Annotated in this window: 15 protein-coding genes; 11 read left to right on the top strand and 4 right to left on the bottom strand. The window is 65.1% G+C overall.

The window, feature by feature from the left end:
- The first annotated feature begins 129 nt into the window (after positions 1 to 129).
- A complete protein-coding gene (locus tag J2W49_RS01660) occupies positions 130 to 1344 on the top strand; it encodes a polyhydroxyalkanoate depolymerase (protein ID WP_310310913.1) in 1215 nt (404 codons plus the stop codon).
- 162 nt (positions 1345 to 1506) lie between these two features.
- On the opposite strand, the gene J2W49_RS01655 is transcribed toward J2W49_RS01660, so the two are convergent.
- Positions 1507 to 1974, bottom strand: coding sequence for a CBS domain-containing protein (locus J2W49_RS01655; RefSeq protein WP_310310911.1), 468 nt, complete (start codon positions 1972 to 1974; stop codon positions 1507 to 1509).
- A 182-nt stretch (positions 1975 to 2156) separates the two neighbouring features.
- Here J2W49_RS01655 and J2W49_RS01650 point away from each other — a divergent pair, with 182 nt between their 5' ends.
- A complete protein-coding gene (locus J2W49_RS01650) occupies positions 2157 to 3467 on the top strand; it encodes an O-acetylhomoserine aminocarboxypropyltransferase (protein WP_310310907.1) in 1311 nt (436 codons plus the stop codon).
- 2 nt (positions 3468 to 3469) lie between these two features.
- Positions 3470 to 4291 (top strand): alpha/beta fold hydrolase, encoded by an 822-nt coding sequence (locus J2W49_RS01645; RefSeq protein ID WP_310310904.1) that lies wholly within the window; start codon positions 3470 to 3472, stop codon positions 4289 to 4291.
- Between the two features lie 3 nt (positions 4292 to 4294).
- Here the strand turns inward: J2W49_RS01645 and J2W49_RS01640 are convergent, their stop codons facing one another.
- Positions 4295 to 4666, bottom strand: a complete 372-nt coding sequence (locus J2W49_RS01640; protein WP_310310901.1) for a DUF2917 domain-containing protein — start codon at positions 4664 to 4666, stop codon at positions 4295 to 4297.
- A 193-nt stretch (positions 4667 to 4859) separates the two neighbouring features.
- Here J2W49_RS01640 and J2W49_RS01635 point away from each other — a divergent pair, with 193 nt between their 5' ends.
- From J2W49_RS01635 to J2W49_RS01625, 3 genes are all read left to right on the top strand, one after another.
- On the top strand, positions 4860 to 6380 hold the full coding sequence (locus J2W49_RS01635; protein ID WP_310310898.1) for an aminotransferase-like domain-containing protein: 1521 nt from the start codon (positions 4860 to 4862) through the stop codon (positions 6378 to 6380).
- A gap of 225 nt (positions 6381 to 6605) precedes the next feature.
- Positions 6606 to 9926: a two-component regulator propeller domain-containing protein gene (locus J2W49_RS01630; protein WP_310310895.1), complete on the top strand. Its 3321-nt coding sequence runs from the start codon at positions 6606 to 6608 to the stop codon at positions 9924 to 9926.
- Between the two features lie 136 nt (positions 9927 to 10062).
- Positions 10063 to 11349, top strand: coding sequence for a cytochrome P450 (locus J2W49_RS01625; RefSeq protein WP_310310893.1), 1287 nt, complete (start codon positions 10063 to 10065; stop codon positions 11347 to 11349).
- Here the strand turns inward: J2W49_RS01625 and J2W49_RS01620 are convergent.
- Complete coding sequence (locus J2W49_RS01620) at positions 11324 to 12628, bottom strand: YihY family inner membrane protein (protein ID WP_310310891.1); 1305 nt, start codon at positions 12626 to 12628, stop codon at positions 11324 to 11326. The two genes, J2W49_RS01625 and J2W49_RS01620, sit on opposite strands and share 26 nt — an antisense overlap.
- Positions 12629 to 12666: 38 nt before the next feature.
- On the opposite strand from J2W49_RS01620, the gene J2W49_RS01615 reads away from it, so the two are divergent.
- Genes J2W49_RS01615 through J2W49_RS01605 form a run of 3 tightly spaced genes read left to right on the top strand, consistent with a single transcriptional unit; the run spans position 12667 to position 15508 of the window.
- The gene (locus J2W49_RS01615; RefSeq protein WP_310310888.1) at positions 12667 to 13164 is read left to right on the top strand and encodes a DUF2069 domain-containing protein; all 498 of its coding nucleotides are present in this window, start codon (positions 12667 to 12669) and stop codon (positions 13162 to 13164) included.
- Positions 13161 to 14585 carry an FAD-binding oxidoreductase gene (locus J2W49_RS01610; protein WP_310310885.1) on the top strand — a complete coding sequence of 475 codons (1425 nt, stop codon included), beginning with the start codon at positions 13161 to 13163 and terminating at the stop codon, positions 14583 to 14585. The genes J2W49_RS01615 and J2W49_RS01610 overlap by 4 nt, the downstream gene beginning before the upstream one ends.
- Positions 14582 to 15508: a transglycosylase SLT domain-containing protein gene (locus J2W49_RS01605; protein WP_310310883.1), complete on the top strand. Its 927-nt coding sequence runs from the start codon at positions 14582 to 14584 to the stop codon at positions 15506 to 15508. The genes J2W49_RS01610 and J2W49_RS01605 overlap by 4 nt, the downstream gene beginning before the upstream one ends.
- A 328-nt stretch (positions 15509 to 15836) precedes the next feature.
- Here J2W49_RS01605 and J2W49_RS01600 read toward each other — a convergent pair whose 3' ends face one another.
- On the bottom strand, positions 15837 to 16790 hold the full coding sequence (locus tag J2W49_RS01600; RefSeq protein WP_310310880.1) for a histone deacetylase family protein: 954 nt from the start codon (positions 16788 to 16790) through the stop codon (positions 15837 to 15839).
- A gap of 26 nt (positions 16791 to 16816) precedes the next feature.
- Between J2W49_RS01600 and J2W49_RS01595 the strand changes: the two genes are divergently transcribed.
- Both J2W49_RS01595 and J2W49_RS01590 read left to right on the top strand, forming a co-directional pair.
- Positions 16817 to 17737, top strand: a complete 921-nt coding sequence (locus J2W49_RS01595; RefSeq protein ID WP_310310877.1) for an AAA family ATPase — start codon at positions 16817 to 16819, stop codon at positions 17735 to 17737.
- Positions 17734 to 18795, top strand: coding sequence for a DUF58 domain-containing protein (locus J2W49_RS01590; protein ID WP_310310874.1), 1062 nt, complete (start codon positions 17734 to 17736; stop codon positions 18793 to 18795). The genes J2W49_RS01595 and J2W49_RS01590 overlap by 4 nt, the downstream gene beginning before the upstream one ends.
- Positions 18796 to 18821: the final 26 nt, after the last annotated feature.

The following is an 18821-nucleotide window of genomic DNA, read 5'->3' as shown; positions in this document are numbered from 1 at the left end:
GGGCATGCACTGAGCAAGGGCTGTGCCAAGTTTGTGCGCAATCCCTGCATCCCCACGCACCCATTCGGTGCAGGTTCGCTGGCCCATTCCTTGCCTGCATTCGGTGCATCCTTCTCCGGAAAGTCCGCCATGCTGTATCAGGCCTATCAGTTCCAGTCCGATCTGGCATCCCCGCTCCGGCTCGCGGCCCAGTACATCAGCTCGACACTGTTGTTTCAGCAGACCGAACGCAGCGCGTTGCGCAAGCTGGCGGCTGCCTGCGACGTGTTCTCGCGCATGCGGCTGACCCACGCGCGCCCGCCGTACAACATTCATTCGGTCATGGTCGGCGAGCAGGACGTACCCGTGACCGAAGAAACCGTGCTCACGCTGCCCTTTGGCACCCTGCTGCGCTTCCGCAAGGCAGACGCCGGCCTGCCCTATCAGCCTCCGGTGCTGCTGGTGGCACCGCTCTCCGGCCACTTCGCCACCTTGCTGCGCGAAACCGCCCGCACCCTGCTGCAAGACCACGACGTCTACATCACCGACTGGCACAACGCCCGCGACGTGTCCCTGCAGCACGGGGGCTTCAGCCTGGACGACTACATCAGCTACATGATCCGGTTCACCGAAGCGGTGGGGCCGGACAGCCACATGGTGGCGGTGTGCCAGCCCTGCGTGGCGGCACTGGCTGCCACGGCCATCATGGCCGAAGACGACAACCCGGCACAGCCCCGCAGCCTCACGCTGATGGCCGGCCCGGTCGACTGCCGCATCAACCCCACGGAAGTGAACCGGCTGGCGGTGAGCAAGCCCATCGAGTGGTTCGAAAAGAACCTCATCAGCCGCGTGCCCCTGCCCCACGCGGGTGTCATGCGGCGCGTCTACCCCGGCTTCGTGCAGCTCAGCGCCTTCATGAGCATGAACCCGGAACGCCACAAAGAGTCGTTCCGCCTGATGTTCGAACACCTGGACCACGGCCGCATGGAAGAAGCCGCCACCATCCAAAACTTCTACGAGGAGTACCTGGCCGTCAACGACCTGCCGGCCGAGTTCTACCTGGAAACGGTGGAAAAGGTGTTCCAGACCTATGACCTGCCAATGGGCAAGCTCACCTGGCAAGGCCGCACCGTGAACCCGGCGGCCATTCGCCGCACCGCGCTCATGACGGTGGAAGGTGAGCGCGACGACATCTGCGCCGTGGGCCAGACGGTGGCTGCACAGGACCTCTGCAGCAGCGTGCGCCCCTACCGCAAGACCCACCATGTGCAGACCGGCGTGGGGCACTATGGCGTGTTCAGCGGGCGCCGCTGGAACCAGCAGATCTATCCGCGGGTGCGGGAAGCGATATTCAGCACTTGTTGACTTGGGCTCCCCCCCGCGCCGCGCTGCGCGCGTCACCCCCTCAGGGGGCAGCACCCTGTGGCCCGGCGAAGCCGGTTCCACGGTGCTACTTGAAAGGCTCCTTCACGCCTACGAATTCTCCAAAGCAAAACGCCCCGAAGTGCGGGGCGCTTTGCTTGGTGATCAGGGGAAGTTGGGTTCGGCTTTGCCGTTTTCTTCTTCCGGCCAGTCGCGGATGTAGGCCTTGAGCATCTTGTTTTCGAAGTTCTGGCTGTCGACCACGGCCTTGGCCACGTCGTAGAAGCTGATCACGCCCATCAGCATCTTGTTGTCCATCACCGGCATATAGCGGGTGTGCTTCTCCAGCATCATGGGGCGTACCTGCTCGAGCTCGGTTTCCGGCGTGCAGCTCATGGGGTGGTCGTCCATCACGGCGCGCACCGTGCGGTTGCCCAAGGAGCCGCCGCTGCGGGCAAGGGTGTGGATGAGTTCGCGAAAGGTGAGCATGCCCACCAGCTCACCGTGCTCCATCACCGCCAGGGACCCGATGTCGAACTCGGCCATGGTCTGCACCGCCCGCTCAAGCGGTTCGTTGGGTGAGATGGTGTAGAGCGTGCCGCCTTTGACGCGCAGTATGTCGCTGACTTTCATGCCTGGTCTCCTCGGAGTTGCACTGTCGCCAGTCGGGCTGGCCTGAGGAGGAATATAGCCCACAATCACGCCAAGCAACCATGCCTTCCCTGCCATGGGCGAGGCCGCTTCGATCGCTTTGAAACAACCTGTCAACACGGTCTGGCGACCCGCCGAACCCTTGACTCCCAGGAGACATTCACATGGCCGGATACGCCGACCCGGGCTTCGACACCCTCGCCCTGCACGCGGGTGCTGCCCCTGACCCCACCACCGGCGCACGCGCGGTGCCCATCCACCTCACCACCTCGTTCGTCTTCGAGTCCAGCGACCACGCCGCGGCCCTGTTCAACCTGGAGCGCGCCGGCCACGTCTACAGCCGCATCAGCAACCCCACCAACGCCGTGTTCGAACAGCGCATGGCGGCTCTCGAGGGCGGCATCGGGGCCATTGCCACCGCCAGCGGCCAGGCGGCCTTGCATCTGAGCGTGGCCACCCTGATGGGCGCGGGCTCACACATCGTGGCCAGCACCGCGCTGTATGGCGGCAGCCAGAACCTGCTGCACTACACGATGCGCCGCTTCGGCATCGACACCACCTTCGTCAAACCCGGTGACATCGACGGCTGGAGAGCGGCCGTGCGTCCCAATACCAAGCTGTTTTTCGGTGAGACCGTGGGCAACCCGGGGCTGGACGTGCTGGACATTCCCACCGTGGCGCAGATTGCCCACGAGGCCGGCGTGCCCCTGCTGGTGGACTCCACACTCACCACACCCTACTTGGTCAAACCGTTCGAGCTGGGCGCCGACCTGGTCTACCATTCGGCCACCAAATTCCTCAGCGGCCATGGCACCGTGATCGGCGGCGTGGTGGTGGACGCGGGCAGCTTCGACTGGGAAAAGTCCGGCCGTTTCCCCGAACTCACCGAGGCCTACGAAGGTTTCCACAACATGGTGTTCAGCGAAGAGAGCACCGTGGGCGCCTTCCTGCTGCGGGCGCGCCGCGAGGGCCTGCGCGATTTCGGCGCCTGCCTGTCGCCGCACAGCGCCTGGCTGATCCTGCAGGGGCTGGAAACACTGTCCCTGCGCATGGACCGCCACATGGCCAACACCGAAAAGGTGGTGCAGTTCCTGGCCAGCCACCCGCTGGTGGGCCGCGTGGGCCACCCCCTGCTCGAAACCCACCCCAGCCACGCGCTGGCGGAGAAGCTGTTGCGCTTTGGCGCGCGGGGCGCCGGTTCGGTGTTCAGTTTCGACATCAAGGGCAGCCGAGAGCAGGGCAAGGCCTTCATTGAAGCACTGAAAATCTTCAGCCACCTGGCGAACGTGGGCGACTGCCGCTCCCTGGTCATCCACCCCGCCAGCACCACGCATTTCCGCATGACCGACGAAGCGCTGGCCGCCGGCGGCATCGGCCCAGGCACCATCCGCCTGTCGATCGGCCTGGAAGACGCCGACGACCTGATTGACGACCTCAAGCGCGCCTTGAAAGCGGCCGAGAAAGCGGGGGCCTGACCATGTACCTGACCGTCAACAACGCCCCCACCTACTGCTACACCGGCGGCAAGGCCTTTGATTCCGCAAAACCCATCGTGGTGTTCATTCACGGTGTCCTCCATGACCACAGCGTCTGGATCCTGCAGAGCCGCTACCTGGCCCACCACGGCTGGAATGTGCTGGCGGTGGACCTGCCAGGCCATTGCAAGAGCGAGGGTGAAGCGCCCGCCTCGGTGGAAGAAGCCGCCGATTTCATCGGCGCCTTGCTCGATGCCGCGGGCGTGCAAAAGGCCGCCCTGGTGGGCCACAGCTGGGGCTCGCTGATCGCTATGGAAGCAGCGGCCCGGCTGAAAGACCGTGTCAGCCACCTGGTGCTGGTGGGCACCGCCTACCCCATGAAGGTGTCACCCGCGCTCATCGAAGCTTCGCTCAACGAGCCCGAGAAAGCGCTCAAGATGGTCAACGTGTTCTCGCGCAGCACGCTGGCCGCCCCGCCTTCGGCGCTGGGCCCGGGCACCTGGGTGTTCGGCGCCAGCACGGCGCTGGGCCGCAGGGTGCTGGCCAGCAACACGCGGGTCAACGTGTTCCACCGCGGCTTTGTGGCCTGCGACAGCTACGCCGGTGGCGATGCCGCTATGGCGGCCCTCACCTGCCCGGTGCTGTTCCTGCTGGGCAGCCAGGACCAGATGACGCACCCCAAGGCCGCGCAAGGGCTGATCAAGGGGGCCCAGGCCGCGGGCAAGACGGTGCAGGTGCTCAACCTGCCGGTGGGTCACCACCAGATGACCGAGACGCCCGATGCCACCTTGTTTGGCATCCGGGATTTTCTTCAGGGTCGCTGACGGTCACTTGGCGAAGGCGCGGGGCCATGCGCTTCGTGTCGCGACCGCTGCCTGCCGAATCCATCGTTGCAAAACACGCCAGACCGCGTGGTTCCAGCAGGGGTTCGGCAGAGCTTCTGCCAATGGCGTCAGCAGGTACTCGCTGTAGCAGGGCGGCGCATCTGCCGACGGGCGGGGACCGGCGTCGGCGCCGATCACCACCCAGTCCTGCCGCAGGTCGACGCTGGCACCGGGGCCGAGGAAAAGGTCTTGCTCTGCGTTCGGCTGGGTCAGCCAGAAGTGGCCACTGACCACCCTCAGGCGCATGCCGTTGCTGGCGTTGATCATGCGCGTCTGTAGCGGCAGCAGGCGGGTGGTCGGCGCGGTGGGGTGCATGGCGGATCTCCTTTGGATGAGGCTCCACTGTCTTTGATCACGCCGCCCCGCAACAGACACACCGTTCGCCCAGTTGGGGCCTGCGAAACCGGTACAGGCCGCATCTGTGTGGTCTCTTTCAGGTTGATCTGTACCGGTCCACGTCGCTGCCGGCCCCGGCGGTGGCCGGGCGCTGGGTTAGCATGGATATGCCATGTCAGCGCCGCCAACCACTCTCACGTTGTGTCCGGTCTCGCCCCCCAGCCCCGGCCCCATCCTGCCGCTGTACCAGCAGATCGCGCAGGCACTGGCACAGCTGATCCACAACGGCACGTTCAAGGCGGGCCAACGGCTGCCTTCGGTGCGCGAGACAGCGCTGACGCAAGGCGTGTCCATCTCCACTGCCATGCAGGCTTTTCGCCAACTGGAAGAACAGGGCCTGGTGCAGGCACGCCCCAAGGCCGGGTATTTCGTGCGCCGCGCCCAACGCATCGCACAGCCCGGCTTGAGCGCGCCGCCACAGCGCAGCTTTCTGCTGGAGCGCCAGAGCCGTTCCGAAGCCTTCGCCCTGCTCCACCAGCCCGGCGACCGTGCAAGTTTTGGCGGATTCACGCCCCAGAGCAGCGACCTGTTTGACGATGAGCGCCTGCGCGTGGCAGTGGGCCGAGCCTCGCGCGTGCACCGGCGCAGCCTGACCGAATACAACAAGGCCGATGCCGGGCGCCCCGCGCTGCGTCAGGCGGTGGCGCAGCGCGCCCTGCACCTGGGCTGCGCGTTCGATGCGTCGGACATCATCATCACCGCCAGTTGCACCCATGCAGTCAGCCTGTGCCTGCGCGCCGTCACCTTGCCGGGAGACGTGGTGGCATTGGAGTCGCCGACCTTTTTTGGCTACCTCGACCTGATCGAGTCCCAGGGCCTGCGGGTGCTGGAGATTCCGACCCATCCGGCCACCGGTCTCTCGCTGCCCGCACTGGAACTGGCGCTGGACACGCAGCCCATCAAGGCCGTGCTCGCCGCCCCGACGCTGTCCAACCCCTTGGGTTCGGTGATGCCACTGTCGGCCAAGCAGCGGCTGGTGCGCCTGCTGGCCCAGCGGCGCGTGCCGTTGATCGAGGACGTGGTGTTCAACGACCTGTTGTCCGGCGACGAGCGGCGCAAGGCCGCCAAGGCCTGGGACACCGAAGGCAATGTAATGATCTGCGGTTCGTTCGCCAAGACCCTGACGCCGGGCATCCGCCTGGGCTGGGTCGAGGCCGGCCGCTGGCGCGACACCATTGCCACCCACAAGCGGCTACAGGGTGCAGCGACCAATGTGGTGCTGGAAGAAGCCCTGGCCGACCTGCTTACCCAGGGCAGCTACGAGGCCCACCTGCGGCGCCTTTCCACCCACATGCGACAGCGCCGGAGCGAGGCCCGGCACCTGATCGCCCACCACTTTCCCCAGGGTACACGCGTGAGCAACCCGCCTTCGGGCGATACGCTGTGGCTGGAGCTCAGTCCGGCCATCAACTGCATGGACCTGTTTCGGCGCTGCGCGAGCGAAGGCATCACCTTCGGCCCGGGCGAGCTGTTCACCGCCACCGACCGCTACCGCAACTGCCTGCGCCTGAACTTCTCCGGCCCCTGGAACGCCATGACCATGCAGGCCCTCGCGCGCATTGGGGAGATCGCGCGCCAGATGCTGGATCGCCCTGCCAACAGCCCGCCGCCACCGGTATTGCGAGCCGCCTAAGCACTCAGTAGGATGCTCCCGACTGGGCGTCGGGTACCCGCCAAACCCGTCTGATGGCGACCGGAGATGGGCGAATGGAAAGCTTGACGCCGCCGCAAGCCCTATTTCCCCCAACCGCCACTCAATCGACGAAAATAACCAAGCGCAGCGGGAACTGTCATCCTGAAAAAAAGTGGCGGTGCTCCGCCAAACTGGCGTCTGTCCAAGAACGGCGACAAGAAGAACATGAACGCTTACGCATTCTTAAGGACTGCGATCGCCCCATTTCTGACCGTACTGGTACTCCTGGGTTCGGCGTCCCTGGGGGTCCATGCCCGCGAGCCTTCGGACACCGTGAGACTGCAGGTGGTTGCCGGCACGGACCGTCCGTTTATAGCCCTCACCGGAGAAGCGGGACTGCCGTCCGGGAACGTGTACGGTATCGCCCAGGACACCCAGGGCTTCCTGTGGTTTGCAACCGGCGACGGCCTGAGCCGTTACGACGGTTATGCCTTCCGAAACTTTCGATTCGATCGCAACAACCCCAACAGTCTGGGCCACAACACCGTTGTGAGCATTCAGTTGGGGCACGGCGGCGTGTTGTGGCTGGGCACCACCGGCGCAGGGGTGGACCGGTTCGACCCGGCAACGGAAACCTTCACCCACTACCGCCACGACCCCAGGAACCCCAGCAGTCTGAGCAGCAACAGCATTTCAAAAGCCGGCCTGCTGGAGGACCCACAGGGCACATTGTGGATAGGCACCAATGACAGTGGTCTGAACCGGCTCGACCTGGCGACGGGCGCCGCGACCCACTTCCGGCACGACCCGCAGAATCCCAACAGTCTGAGCAGCAACAACATCGAAAGCGTCTACCGGGATTCGCACGGAACGCTGTGGATCGGCACGGCAGACGCGGGGCTGAACCAGCTCGACCCGGTCTCAGGCCGGATCACCCGGTACGCCTCGAACCCCGACGACCCGCACGCGCTGCCGGACTCACGCGTGCACGGAATGCACGAAGACCGGGCCGGGACGTTCTGGGTGGTCACCCACAAGGGCATGGTTTCGCTGGATCGGCGCACCAACCTCTTCACACGCCATACCGTGGTGGCCAGTCAGCGAGATGTGGCCAGCCTCCATGCGATAACGACCATCCATGAAGATGCGACTGGCACGCTGTGGCTGGGCACCGGAGGCGCAGGCGTCCTGAAAATTGATCCGGCTCAGCGCCGGCTTGTGCAATACAAGCACGACTCCGCCAACCCCCACAGCTTGCGCAACAATTTCGTCAGCGCGTTCTGGGAAGACCCTTCCGGGACATTGTGGGTGGGAACCCTGGGCGGCGGGGCGAACAGACTTTCAACACGGCCGCCCAAATTTTCCCTCTACCGACGCGGGCAAGATGCCAACAGTGTTGCCGACAACTTCATCCTCTCGCTCTTTGAGGACAGCAATGGCATCGTGTGGATCGGCAATGACCGAACCCTCAACCGCTGGGATCGCAGCGCCAACACATGGCGGACCTATCGCAACGACCCCGCAGACCCGACCAGCATTTCCAACGGTTCGGTGACAGCCACCCAGGAAGACCCGGATGGCACACTCTGGTTCGGCACCTACAACGGTGGGCTGAACCGGTTTGACCCCAAGATCAACCAATTCAAGGCTTACAGGGCTACCCCCAATTCCCCCCACACCCTCAGCGACGACATTGTCCGCGCGCTCTACCGCGACTCAAGCGGCGACTTGTGGGTGGGTGGCTGGAACAATGGACTGAACCGCTTTGATCGTGCAACGGAAACCTTCCGGCAATTCCGACACGACCCGGGCCAGCCGACCAGTCTGGGAGGCGGCTCGGTCACCGACATTTACGAAGACCGCGCGCGTACCTTGTGGGTGGCCACGGAAGGCGGCGGCCTGAGCCGATTCGACCCGGCGACAGAAACCTTCCAGCGATACCACAACGATCCAAAAGATCCTGCCAGTCTGCCCGACGACGCGGTGCGGGTCCTCCATGAAGATCAGGTCGGTCAGTTCTGGGTCGGAACGGCCGGTGGCCTGTGTGCCTTCGACCGGACCACCGGAACTTGCTCGGCGGTCTACACCCAGAAGGAAGGACTGCCCAACGACACCATCGCAGGCATCCTGGAAGACGCGCAAGGCAAGCTGTGGATCAGCACCAACAACGGCCTCACCCGCTTCGACCCCAAGACGAAGACCTTCCGGAACTACGACGTCCTGGACGGACTACAAAGCAACGAGTTCAACGTCTTCACGGCCTTCTACAAAAGCCCGCGCACCGGCGAAATGTATTTTGGTGGCATCAACGGCTTCAATGTCTTTCACCCCGACAACATCAAGGATGATCCCTTTGTTCCGCCGGTCGTGCTCACCGATTTCCGGCTGTTTGGCAAGTCCGTGCCGGTCGGCGGCAACGACCCGGTGCTGACAAAGCGCATCAGCAGCACCGATGCGCTGACCCTTCCCCACTTCCAGAACAGTCTCTCGTTCGAGTTTTCTGCGTTGAGTTATGTCGCGCCGTCCAAGAACCAGTACCGCTACCAACTGGAAGGTTTTGACAGGACCTGGCGCGAAGTGGGGAGCAACGAACGGTTGGCGGTCTACACCGGCCTCGCTGCGGGCCAGTACCTGTTCCGCGTGCAGGGCTCGAACGAAGACGGCGTCTGGAACGACCAGGGAAGCAGCCTCAAGGTCACCATCACGCCGCCGTGGTGGGCCACGTGGTGGTTCATCTGCCTGATGCTGGTGCTCCTGCTGGGCCTGGCTTTCAACGCTGATCGCCTGCGGGTCATGCGGCTCAAGCGATACAGCCAAAAACTGGAGCGCGAAGTGACCGAACGCACGGCCGAACTGGCCGCAAAAAACAAGGAGCTGGAAGCCTTTTCCTACTCTGTCTCACACGACCTGCGCGCGCCGGTTCGCCACATCGACGGCTATCTGTCGCTGCTCAAGGAGAGCGCTGCGCCGACACTTGATCAAGACAATCTGAAGCTCATCGAATCGATTGCCAGCGCCACCCGCCGCATGAGCCTGCTGATCGACGATCTGTTGTCTTTCTCCCGGATGGGGCGCCAGGAGATGAGCAAGACCGCCGTGGACCTGGGTGCCTTGGTGGCCGATATCGTTCGGGAGATGGCGCCCGAGATCGAAGGTAGAGAGGTCGACTGGCACATTGCCGAACTGCCCATGGTCACCGGCGATCGCGCCATGTTGCGTGTGGTGCTGGTCAACCTGATCTCAAACGCCCTGAAATACACCCAGAAACGTGAAAAAGCAGAGATAACCATCGGCTGCCCGCCTGATCAAGCGGCCGAAACCGTGGTTTTCGTCCGGGACAACGGCGCCGGTTTCGACATGCAGTACCGCGACAAGCTCTTCGGCGTCTTTCAGCGCCTGCATCGCTTCGAGGAGTTTCAGGGCACGGGCATCGGTCTGGCCAACGTCTTGCGGATCGTCTCCCGGCATGGTGGCCGGGCGTGGGCAGAAGGCGCTGTTGATTTCGGTGCCACCTTCTATTTCTCGCTCCCGAAGGGAAAAACCTGAGGTCGGTCATGGCCTGCCGAAGCAGCAGCAGCAGCAGCAGCAGCAGCAGCAGCAGCAGCAGCAGCAGCAGCGGGAGCATGCGTGACGGGAAAACCAGCACCCCCATCGCGCGACTCACAGCCACAATCGCCGAACCATGTTCAAAGACCAGATCACACCCACCATGAGCGCGGCACGTGCGCGCGAGATTGCTGCCAGCTTCGACCTGCGCGCCCTGCCCGCCGACTTCCTCGCCAATCCGTACCCGGTCTATGCCGTGCTGCACGAGACCGAGCCGATCCGGCGCATGCCCGACGGCTCCTGCTTCCTCACTCGCTACGCCGATCTGGTGGCGGTGTACCGGGACGCCCAGACTTTCAGTTCCGACAAGCACGTGGAGTTCGCCCCCAAGTACGGCGCTGACTCGCCCTTGTTCGAACACCACACCACCAGCCTGGTGTTCAACGATCCACCCCTGCATACGAGGGTGCGCAAACTCATCATGGGCGCGCTCACACGGCGCGCCATCGCCGAAATGGAGCCAGGCCTGGTGCAACTGGTCGATCAGCTTCTGGACCGCATCGATGCACAAGGTGGTGGCGACCTCATCGAAGATTTCGCCTCGGCCATCCCGGTGGAAATCATCGGCAACCTGCTGGACGTTCCGCATGGCGACCGGGGCCCGCTGCGCGACTGGTCATTGGCGATTCTGGGCGCGCTCGAACCGGTAGTGACGCCCGAGCAGCACGCGCTGGGCAACCGCAGCGTGACAGAAATGCTCGACTACCTGCGCACACTGGTCACCGAGCGGCGCCGCCAGCCTGGCGATCCCGAGCGCGACGTGCTCACGCGCCTGATCCAGGGCGACGCCACGGGGGACAAGCTCAGCGAGGTGGAGCTGCTGCAGAACTGCATCTTCCTGCTCAACGCCGGCCACGAAACGACCACCAACCTGATCGGCAATGGCCTGCTGGCCCTGCAGGAGCATCCGCACGCCAGGGAAGGACTGCTTGACTCCCTGCGCGCGCAGCAAGGCGATCCGGCCATGCTGGAAAACACCCTGACGCTGGCGGTGGACGAGTTCCTGCGTTTCGAGTCGTCAAACCAGTTGGGCAACCGCCGGGCCCTCAAACCCACGACCGTGGGCGGTGTGGACCTGCCCGAAGGCGCGCTGGTGACCCTGTGCATCGGCGCGGCCAATCGCGACCCTGCGCAGTTTGATCGGCCCGAGGTGCTGGATCTGACGAGAGAGAACAACCGGCACCTGGCATTCGGCTTCGGCATTCATCAGTGCGCTGGCCTGAGCCTGGCACGCCTGGAAGGCCGAATCGCCATTGGGCGTTTCCTGCAGCGCTTTCCCGGCTACCAGCTCGCCGAACCGCCGACGAGAGGCGGCCGGGCACGCTTTCGGGGATTCCTCAGAGCGGCGTTTTCGATCCGGTGACGGCCGCTTCGGCCACACCACCACCCAAGTGCTGCATCCCGCCGGCCTCTGACGAGTCCAGCGCTTGCGCCACCGTGAGCTGTCTCCATTGGCTCAAGGTCCAGAAGCGGGCGGTGCTGTCGCTGTGCACGAGCAGCAGCCGTTCCACCAACGGGGCCAGTGAGATTCTTTCGGGGGCGATCAGCAGCACGTAGCGCTCGTCGTCCTCGTCCAGGCGCCCCAACCAGTCCAGCGCCACCATGGCCGCCACTGGCTCCTCCAGCTGCAAGGCCTCCACCCGCATGCGTTGCGCCAGACCTTCCAGGCTCAATCCCGCACCGTGGGCTTCCCTTTCCAGACGCAAATACTGCAACACTTCCAGCGCCAGCTGAAAACTCCAGCCGGGCACATCACCCCGCCGCGCCACGCCCGACAACAAGCTGGGCAGGTAGGCGGCCACCACCGCGCCCAGCAACACGATCACCCAGGCCACATAGATCCAGATCAGCAGGATGGGCAATGTGGCGAAGGTGCCGTACACCACGGAATAGGTCGGCACCTGAGCGAGGTACCAGGTCAGCACCTTCTTGGCCAGCTCAAGCCCTGTGGCCACAAACAAGCCGCCCAGCAGCGCATGGTTCCAGCGCACATGGGTGTTCGGCACGAAGCGGTACAACGCGGCTATGCCCACGGTGACGATGGCGAACTGGAAGGTGTCCAGCAGAAACCGAAGGCCACCCGGTGGCGCCGACACGACGCCGCTGGAAGCGGTCAAGGCGTACGAGGTGATGCTCAGACTGCCGGCGAGCAACAGCGGCCCCAGCGTCAGCACCGCCCAGTACACCAGCACACGCTGGGTCAGCGAGCGGGACTGGCGCACGCGCCAGATGTCGTTGAGCTTTCGATCAATGGTGAGGACCAGCGCCAGTGCCGTGACCAACAACACCAGTGCGCCGGCCCAGCCCATCTGCCCGGCCTTCCCAGCGAATTCGTTGAGATAGCTGAGCACCTGTTTGGCGATGTTCTCAGGCACCAGGCTTTGCACCAGCCAGCGCTGCAGAGACGCCTGCAGCCGCCCGAACATCGGGAACGCACTGAAGACCGCCAGCGCCACGGTGAACAGGGGCACCAGCGAAATCGTGGTGGTGAAGGTGAGGCTGCTGGCGGTCACCCCCAGCCGGTCTTCCCGGAAGCGCTCGCGCAGCGTGAGGGCCGTCGTAGGCCAGGGAAATGCAAGCAACTCTGTCCACAGGTCGCGCAAAAAGGTCTCGATCGCCTGCAGGCGCTCCTTGAAGGTCATGCCGGTATCATGCCATCTGCTGCCCTCTACCGTCTGACATGTCTGCCTCTCCAACGGCCTCCTCCCCGCTGCCCGCCGGCGCGCCCCCAGCGAACCCTTTTGCCGTCGAGGCCACCCGCTGGCTCGCCGTGGGCAGCCTGCTGGGCCTGATCGTCCTGGGTCTGGCATGGGAGCTGTGGCTGGCGCCCTTGCGTCCGGGTGGTTCCTGGCTGGCGATCAAGGTGCTGCCGCTCACCCTGCCACTGGCCGGCCTGCTGAAGAACCGCATGTACACGTACCGCTGGCTCAGCCTGCTGGTGTGGATCTATTTCACCGAAGGCGCGGTGCGCGCCACCAGCGACACAGGGCTCTCTGCGTGGCTTGCCGGTGCCGAGGTGTTGCTGTGCATCCTGTTGTTCACGGCCTGCGCCCTGCATGTGCGCATCCGCCTGCGGGCAGCCGGCAAGGAAGCGGTGGCCGCCGACGTCGCCCGCCACGCTCTGGCCACCGGCGCTGCGGCCGATCCCGTGGGCCCTCAATCAGTGAGCAAGCCATGAAGGACCTGCTGTCCCGGTTGCGTGCGTTGGTGGGCGACGCCCATGTGCTCACGCACGAAGACCCCGCCACCGACCTCTCGGCCTGGGAGCAGGACTGGCGCAAGCGCGCCCACGGTCGTTCGTTGGCGGTGGTGCGCCCGGGCAGCACCGTTGAAGTGGCCGAGGTGGTGAAAGCCTGTGTGGCCGCCCGCGTCTCCATCGTGCCGCAGGGGGGCAACACCGGCTTGGTGGTGGGCTCGGTGCCTGACGACACCGGCACCCAGGTGGTGTTGAGCCTGAGACGCATGAACGTGGTGCGCGAGCTGGACGCGGCCAACCTCACTTTCACGGTGGAGGCGGGCTGCGTGCTGCAAGACCTGCAGGAAGTGGCGGAGCGCGCCGACCTGCTGTTCCCACTGAGCCTGGCCGCCGAAGGCAGCTGCACCATTGGCGGCAACCTGTCCACCAATGCCGGAGGCACGCAGGTGGTGCGCTACGGCAACACACGCGATCTCTGCCTGGGGCTTGAGGTGGTCACGGCACAGGGCGAGATCTGGCATGGCCTCGGCGGCCTGCGCAAGGACAACACCGGCTACGACCTGCGCAATCTGTTTGTCGGCAGCGAAGGCACGCTGGGCATCATCACCGCCGCCACGCTCAAGCTCTACCCCCGGCCCGCCGCGCGGTTGACCGCCTGGACCGCTGTGCCCTCGCTGGACGCCGCCGTGACACTGCTTGGACTGGCTCACCAGCAACTGGGCGCGGGCCTCACCGGCTTCGAGGTGATGGGTCAGTTCGCGTTGAGCCTGGTGGACAAACATTTTTCGCAGTTGCGGGTACCCCTGTGGCGCGACGCACCTTATTGCGTGTTGCTGGAGAACAGCGACAGCGAATCAGATGCGCACGCCAGGCAACAGTTTGAACGCCTGCTGGAAACCGCACTGGAACGCGAGGTGCTCAGCGACGCGGTGGTCGCCGAGAGCCTGGCCCAGGCCAAGCAGCTCTGGCACATGCGCGAGAGCATCCCACTGGCTCAGGCCGAAGAGGGGCTCAACATCAAGCACGACATCAGTGTGCCGGTGTCGCGCATACCGGCGTTCTGTCAGGAAACCGATGCGCTGCTTCAGCGCGAGATTCCCGGTGTGCGGCTGGTCAACTTCGGCCACCTGGGCGACGGGAACCTGCACTACAACGTTCAAGCTCCCGAAGGCGCAGACGGCCCGCTCTTCCTCAATTCTTACGAAGAAAAGCTTAACTCTCTGGTTTTTGACGCCGTAAAGCGCTACCATGGTTCCATCAGTGCCGAGCACGGCATCGGAAGCCTCAAGGTGGGCAAACTGCCCCATTACAAGGACCCGGTGGCCTTGGCCTTGATGCGGCAGATCAAACAATCGCTGGACCCTCTCAATCTTCTCAACCCCGGTCGCGTCATAGAGCCATGAAATTGAGCCCACTGTTCCTGATGGTCTGGTGCTTCGCATCCAGCGCAGGGGCCGTTTCAACACAGCCGACCACCCAGGCACCGCAAGACGCTCAGACAAGCGCATGGCGAGAACAGGCCGTTGCCCTGGAGCACGGCCATGGCGTCAAACGCGACCCGGTGCAGGCCATGGCCCTGTACTGCAAAGCAGCACTGGCGGGCGATGCCGACTCGCGCTATCGCCTGGGGTGGATGTACGCCAACGGGCGCGGCACCGAACGCAACGACGCCTACGCTTCGTTCTTTTTCCATCAGGCCGCCGAGCAAGGCCACCCGCAGTCCGCGAACATGTTGAAGATCGTGGGCCTGCGATCAGAAAAACCGCCTTGCGTGGTGCAAGCGGAAGCACTCGAAGCCCAGCGTCAGGCCGAACGGCTGGCCGCCGAGGAGCGCGCCCGGCAAGAGGCCCGCTACCGCGATCTGGCCGACACGCCCCAGCGCCGCAAGATCCTCGCCATCGTTGACCGCCTCGCACCTGAATACGGCATCCACCCCGGCCTGGCCTTTGCCGTGATCCGCGCAGAGTCCAACTTCAATCCTCAGGCCGTGTCACACAAGAACGCCCAGGGCCTGATGCAGCTGATCCCGGAGACCGCCGCGCGCTTCCGGGTCAACAAGCCTTTCGATCCCGAGCAGAACATCCGCGGCGGCCTGGCCTACCTGCGCTGGCTGCTGGCCTATTTCCAGGGCAACGTGGCGCTGGCAGTGGCCGCCTACAACGCCGGCGAAGGCGCAGTGGACAAACACCGCGGCGTACCGCCCTACGCTGAAACACGCGGCTACCTCAGCCGCATCCAGGAAATCTTCGATTTCCAGCAACACCCCTTCGACGCCAAAGTGACCAGCCCGTCCCTGATCGTGAGCCAGGCCGTCGTGAGCAGGTAATACGCAGCCCGAGCTGAGGCACCTCAGCGCAGGGGGGAATACCGAACCCTTTCCGGAGCGAAGTGCCCAGATCCAGGGGCAGCAAGGGTCCGGCTCCGCCGGCCCGAGATGCCGTCTCCCCTCCAAGCGCCGAAGGCGCGCCAGAGAGGGGGGGGGAAGCTGCGAAGCAGCGCAGGGGGAGTGCCGAGCCACTTTCCGGCGCGAGGTGCCTCATACCAGGGCACCCGTGGAACCGGCTTCGCCGGGCCACAGGGTGCGTCCCCCCTCCCAGCGCCGGAGGCGCGCCAGAGAGGGGGGAAGCCGCGTCAGCGGCGCAGGGGGGTGTCCTCTACACCCCAGCAAGCACCCGCAAATGCGCCTCCACGCTGCGCCCCAGCGCACTCAGGCTGTAGCCCCCTTCCAGGCAGCTCACGATCCGGCCTTTCGCGTGGCGCTGCGCCACTTCCATGATGCGCTGCGTCATCCAGGCATAGTCGTTCTCCACCAGCCCCATCTGGGCCATGTCGTCTTCCCGGTGGGCATCGAAGCCCGCACTGATGAAGATCATCTCGGGTCGGTGCGCGTCCAGCCGGGGCATCCACAACATGTCGATCAGCTCGCGCACCTCCATGCCCTTGGTGTAGGCCGGCACCGGCACGTTGACCAGGTTGGCCGCGGTCGAGTGCTCGCAGGCGGGGTAGAACGGGTGCTGATAAAAACTGCACATCAGGATGCGCTCATCGCCGGCCACGATGTCTTCGGTGCCGTTGCCATGGTGCACATCAAAGTCGATGATGGCCACGCGCTTGAGGCCGTGGCGCTCCAGCGCGTATTTGGCGGCCACCGCCACGTTGTTCACAAAGCAGAAGCCCATGGCCTGGTTGCGCGTGGCGTGGTGGCCGGGCGGGCGCACGGCACAGAAGGCGTTGGCCAGTTCACCAGCCATCACCGCATCGGTGGCATCGATGGCAGCGCCAGCCGCCATCAGAATGGCATCCCAGCTGTGCACGTTGATCGAGGTGTCGGGGTCGACCTGGGCATGTTCGGGGCCCCCGGCTGCGATGTCGTCGCGCAGCCCGTCGCTGAGTCCGCGCAGCGCAGCCAGGTGCATGCGGCCGTGGGCCAGTTCCATGTCGGCCATCGAGGCCGCCGTGGCCTCCCGGCGCTCCAGCGCCACGTCAAGACCGGAGATGAGCAGGCGGTCCTGAATGGCGTCCAGCCGCTCGGGACACTCCGGGTGGCCGCGACCCATTTCGTGTCGCCAACAATCCTGATGGGTGAAATATCCGGTGGCCTGGCTCATGGGGGTTTTGCGGTATGGTTCGCGGCATGCACGCCGATACAAAATTACACCAACTCTTGAATCAGCTTAACACGGTCATTGTGGGCAAGAGCCAGCAAGTGGCGGACTGCGTGGCCTGTCTGCTGGCGGGCGGTCACCTGCTGATTGAAGACGTGCCGGGCGTCGGCAAAACCACGCTTGCGCACGCCCTTTCGCGCTCTTTTGGGCTGCAGTTCTCGCGGGTCCAGTTCACCGCCGATCTCATGCCCAGCGACCTGGTGGGCGTGTCCGTCTACGAGCGTGGTCGCGAAGGCTTCGTGTTCCATCCCGGCCCGGTGTTCGCCCAGGTGCTGCTGGCCGATGAAATCAACCGCGCCAGCCCCAAGACCCAGAGCGCCCTGCTCGAAGCGATGGAAGAGAAGCAGGTCACGGTCGAAGGTGCCACACGCGCGCTGCCGACGCCGTTCTTCGTGATCGCCACACAGAACCCGCATGACCAGTTGGGCACCTACGCCTTGCCCGAGTCCCAGCTGGACCGTTTCCACATGCGCCTCTCGCTGGGCTACCCCGACCGAGCCGCCGAGCGAGAACTGCTGCGCGGCCAGGACCGGCGCGACATGCTGGAGAAGCTGCAGCCAGTGCTCACGCCTGCTGACCTCGCACGCCTGCAACAAGCAGTCAGCGCGGTGCACACCGCAGAGCCGGTGCTGGACTACCTGCAAGACCTGGTTTCCGCCACGCGATCGGGCCGCTGGTTTGCGCAAGGCCTGTCACCCCGCGCCGCACTGGCCGTGGTGCGCTCGGCCAAGGCACAGGCCTTCCTGAGCGGGCGCGACTACGTGGCCCCCGACGACATTGCCGCCATCCTGCCCCAGACGGTGGCACACCGTCTCGTTCCGGTGAGCGATGCAGGTCGTGGCGCGGTAGAACAGGTGCGCGCCATGGTCGAGGCCACCCCGCTGCCATGACCCTCCGCCGAAGCGCCTTGGGCGCCTCCGCCCAGGGGGCAGCGCCGCAGAGCCGGGTCCGCGGTGTTTCGGGATGGGCCCACCCGGTTCGTGCCGGCAAAGCACGTCTGCGCTCCTGGTGGCACGACCGCCTGCCTCGCACCGACACCCTCACGCTGACCCAGCGCAACGTCTACATCCTCCCGTCGCGCCCGGGCTGGATGCTGGCCTTCACGCTCGCCCTGTTGCTGGTGGCCAGCATCAACTACCAGCTCAATCTGGGCTATCTGCTCACGTTCCTGCTGGCCGGCTGCGCGCTGGTCGGCATGTACGTCTGCCACGGCAATCTGCGCGGCCTTACGCTGCATCTCTCGCCCCCCGCCCCCGTTCATGTGGGCCAGGCGGTATCGCTTGACATCCGCCTGGTCAGCGAACGCAAGGGCATACGCTACGGTATCGGCTTGGGCGTGGTCGACCAGGACACCCGGACCACACCACTGGGCTGGGCGGATGTGCCCGCGCAGGGAAGCGCCCAGGTGCGGGTGGCCTGGCCGGCCCTGCAGCGGGGTCTGCACCGCCTGCCACCACTGATGGCCACCACGATGTACCCACTGGGCACTTTCCGTGTCTGGACGGTGTGGCGCCCTGCTTCACAGGTGCTGATCTATCCCGCCGTGGAAGCCCACGCACCGCCCCTGCCCGCAGGGGAGCCGCAAGCCGGGCACCAGGGGACTGCCCGCGTGGAAAGCACCGGGGAATTTGACGGGGTGCGGGCCTACCGGCGCGGCGATCCCATCCGCGCCGTGGTCTGGAAAAAAGCGGCCCAGGCGTTTGCCGCGGGGCGCACCGATCTGGTCAGCCGCGATGCGCTCTCCACACAGCGCCATCAGCTCTGGCTGGATCATGCCCAATGCGGGCTCGCAGACCACGAAGCCCGCCTGTCCCGGCTGACGGCCTGGGTCATCATGGCCGATCAGCTGGGCATGGACTACGGCCTGCGGCTGCCCGGTCGCGAGCTGTCGCCGGACCAGGGCCCGTCCCACCGCTCACGTTGTCTGAAAGCGCTGGCCCTGGTATGAATCACCCCCTGCGCCGCTTCGCGTCT

The organism is Hydrogenophaga palleronii, assembly GCF_031457455.1.
In the GTDB taxonomy this organism is placed as follows: Bacteria; Pseudomonadota; Gammaproteobacteria; order Burkholderiales; family Burkholderiaceae_C; genus Hydrogenophaga; species Hydrogenophaga palleronii_A.
Note: the sequence above shows the minus strand (reverse complement) of the source record. Positions and strands in the feature narration are given on the sequence as shown.

Excerpts from the sequence above, each read along its gene's own strand:
- J2W49_RS01660 (WP_310310913.1), top strand. The coding sequence starts at position 130 with ATGCTGTATCAGGCCTATCAGTTCCAGTCCGATCTGGCATCCCCGCTC.
- J2W49_RS01655 (WP_310310911.1), bottom strand. The coding sequence starts at position 1,974 with ATGAAAGTCAGCGACATACTGCGCGTCAAAGGCGGCACGCTCTACACC.
- J2W49_RS01650 (WP_310310907.1), top strand. The coding sequence starts at position 2,157 with ATGGCCGGATACGCCGACCCGGGCTTCGACACCCTCGCCCTGCACGCG.
- J2W49_RS01645 (WP_310310904.1), top strand. The coding sequence starts at position 3,470 with ATGTACCTGACCGTCAACAACGCCCCCACCTACTGCTACACCGGCGGC.
- J2W49_RS01640 (WP_310310901.1), bottom strand. The coding sequence starts at position 4,666 with ATGCACCCCACCGCGCCGACCACCCGCCTGCTGCCGCTACAGACGCGC.
- J2W49_RS01635 (WP_310310898.1), top strand. The coding sequence starts at position 4,860 with ATGTCAGCGCCGCCAACCACTCTCACGTTGTGTCCGGTCTCGCCCCCC.
- J2W49_RS01630 (WP_310310895.1), top strand. The coding sequence starts at position 6,606 with ATGAACGCTTACGCATTCTTAAGGACTGCGATCGCCCCATTTCTGACC.
- J2W49_RS01625 (WP_310310893.1), top strand. The coding sequence starts at position 10,063 with ATGTTCAAAGACCAGATCACACCCACCATGAGCGCGGCACGTGCGCGC.
- J2W49_RS01620 (WP_310310891.1), bottom strand. The coding sequence starts at position 12,628 with ATGACCTTCAAGGAGCGCCTGCAGGCGATCGAGACCTTTTTGCGCGAC.
- J2W49_RS01615 (WP_310310888.1), top strand. The coding sequence starts at position 12,667 with ATGTCTGCCTCTCCAACGGCCTCCTCCCCGCTGCCCGCCGGCGCGCCC.
- J2W49_RS01610 (WP_310310885.1), top strand. The coding sequence starts at position 13,161 with ATGAAGGACCTGCTGTCCCGGTTGCGTGCGTTGGTGGGCGACGCCCAT.
- J2W49_RS01605 (WP_310310883.1), top strand. The coding sequence starts at position 14,582 with ATGAAATTGAGCCCACTGTTCCTGATGGTCTGGTGCTTCGCATCCAGC.
- J2W49_RS01600 (WP_310310880.1), bottom strand. The coding sequence starts at position 16,790 with ATGAGCCAGGCCACCGGATATTTCACCCATCAGGATTGTTGGCGACAC.
- J2W49_RS01595 (WP_310310877.1), top strand. The coding sequence starts at position 16,817 with ATGCACGCCGATACAAAATTACACCAACTCTTGAATCAGCTTAACACG.
- J2W49_RS01590 (WP_310310874.1), top strand. The coding sequence starts at position 17,734 with ATGACCCTCCGCCGAAGCGCCTTGGGCGCCTCCGCCCAGGGGGCAGCG.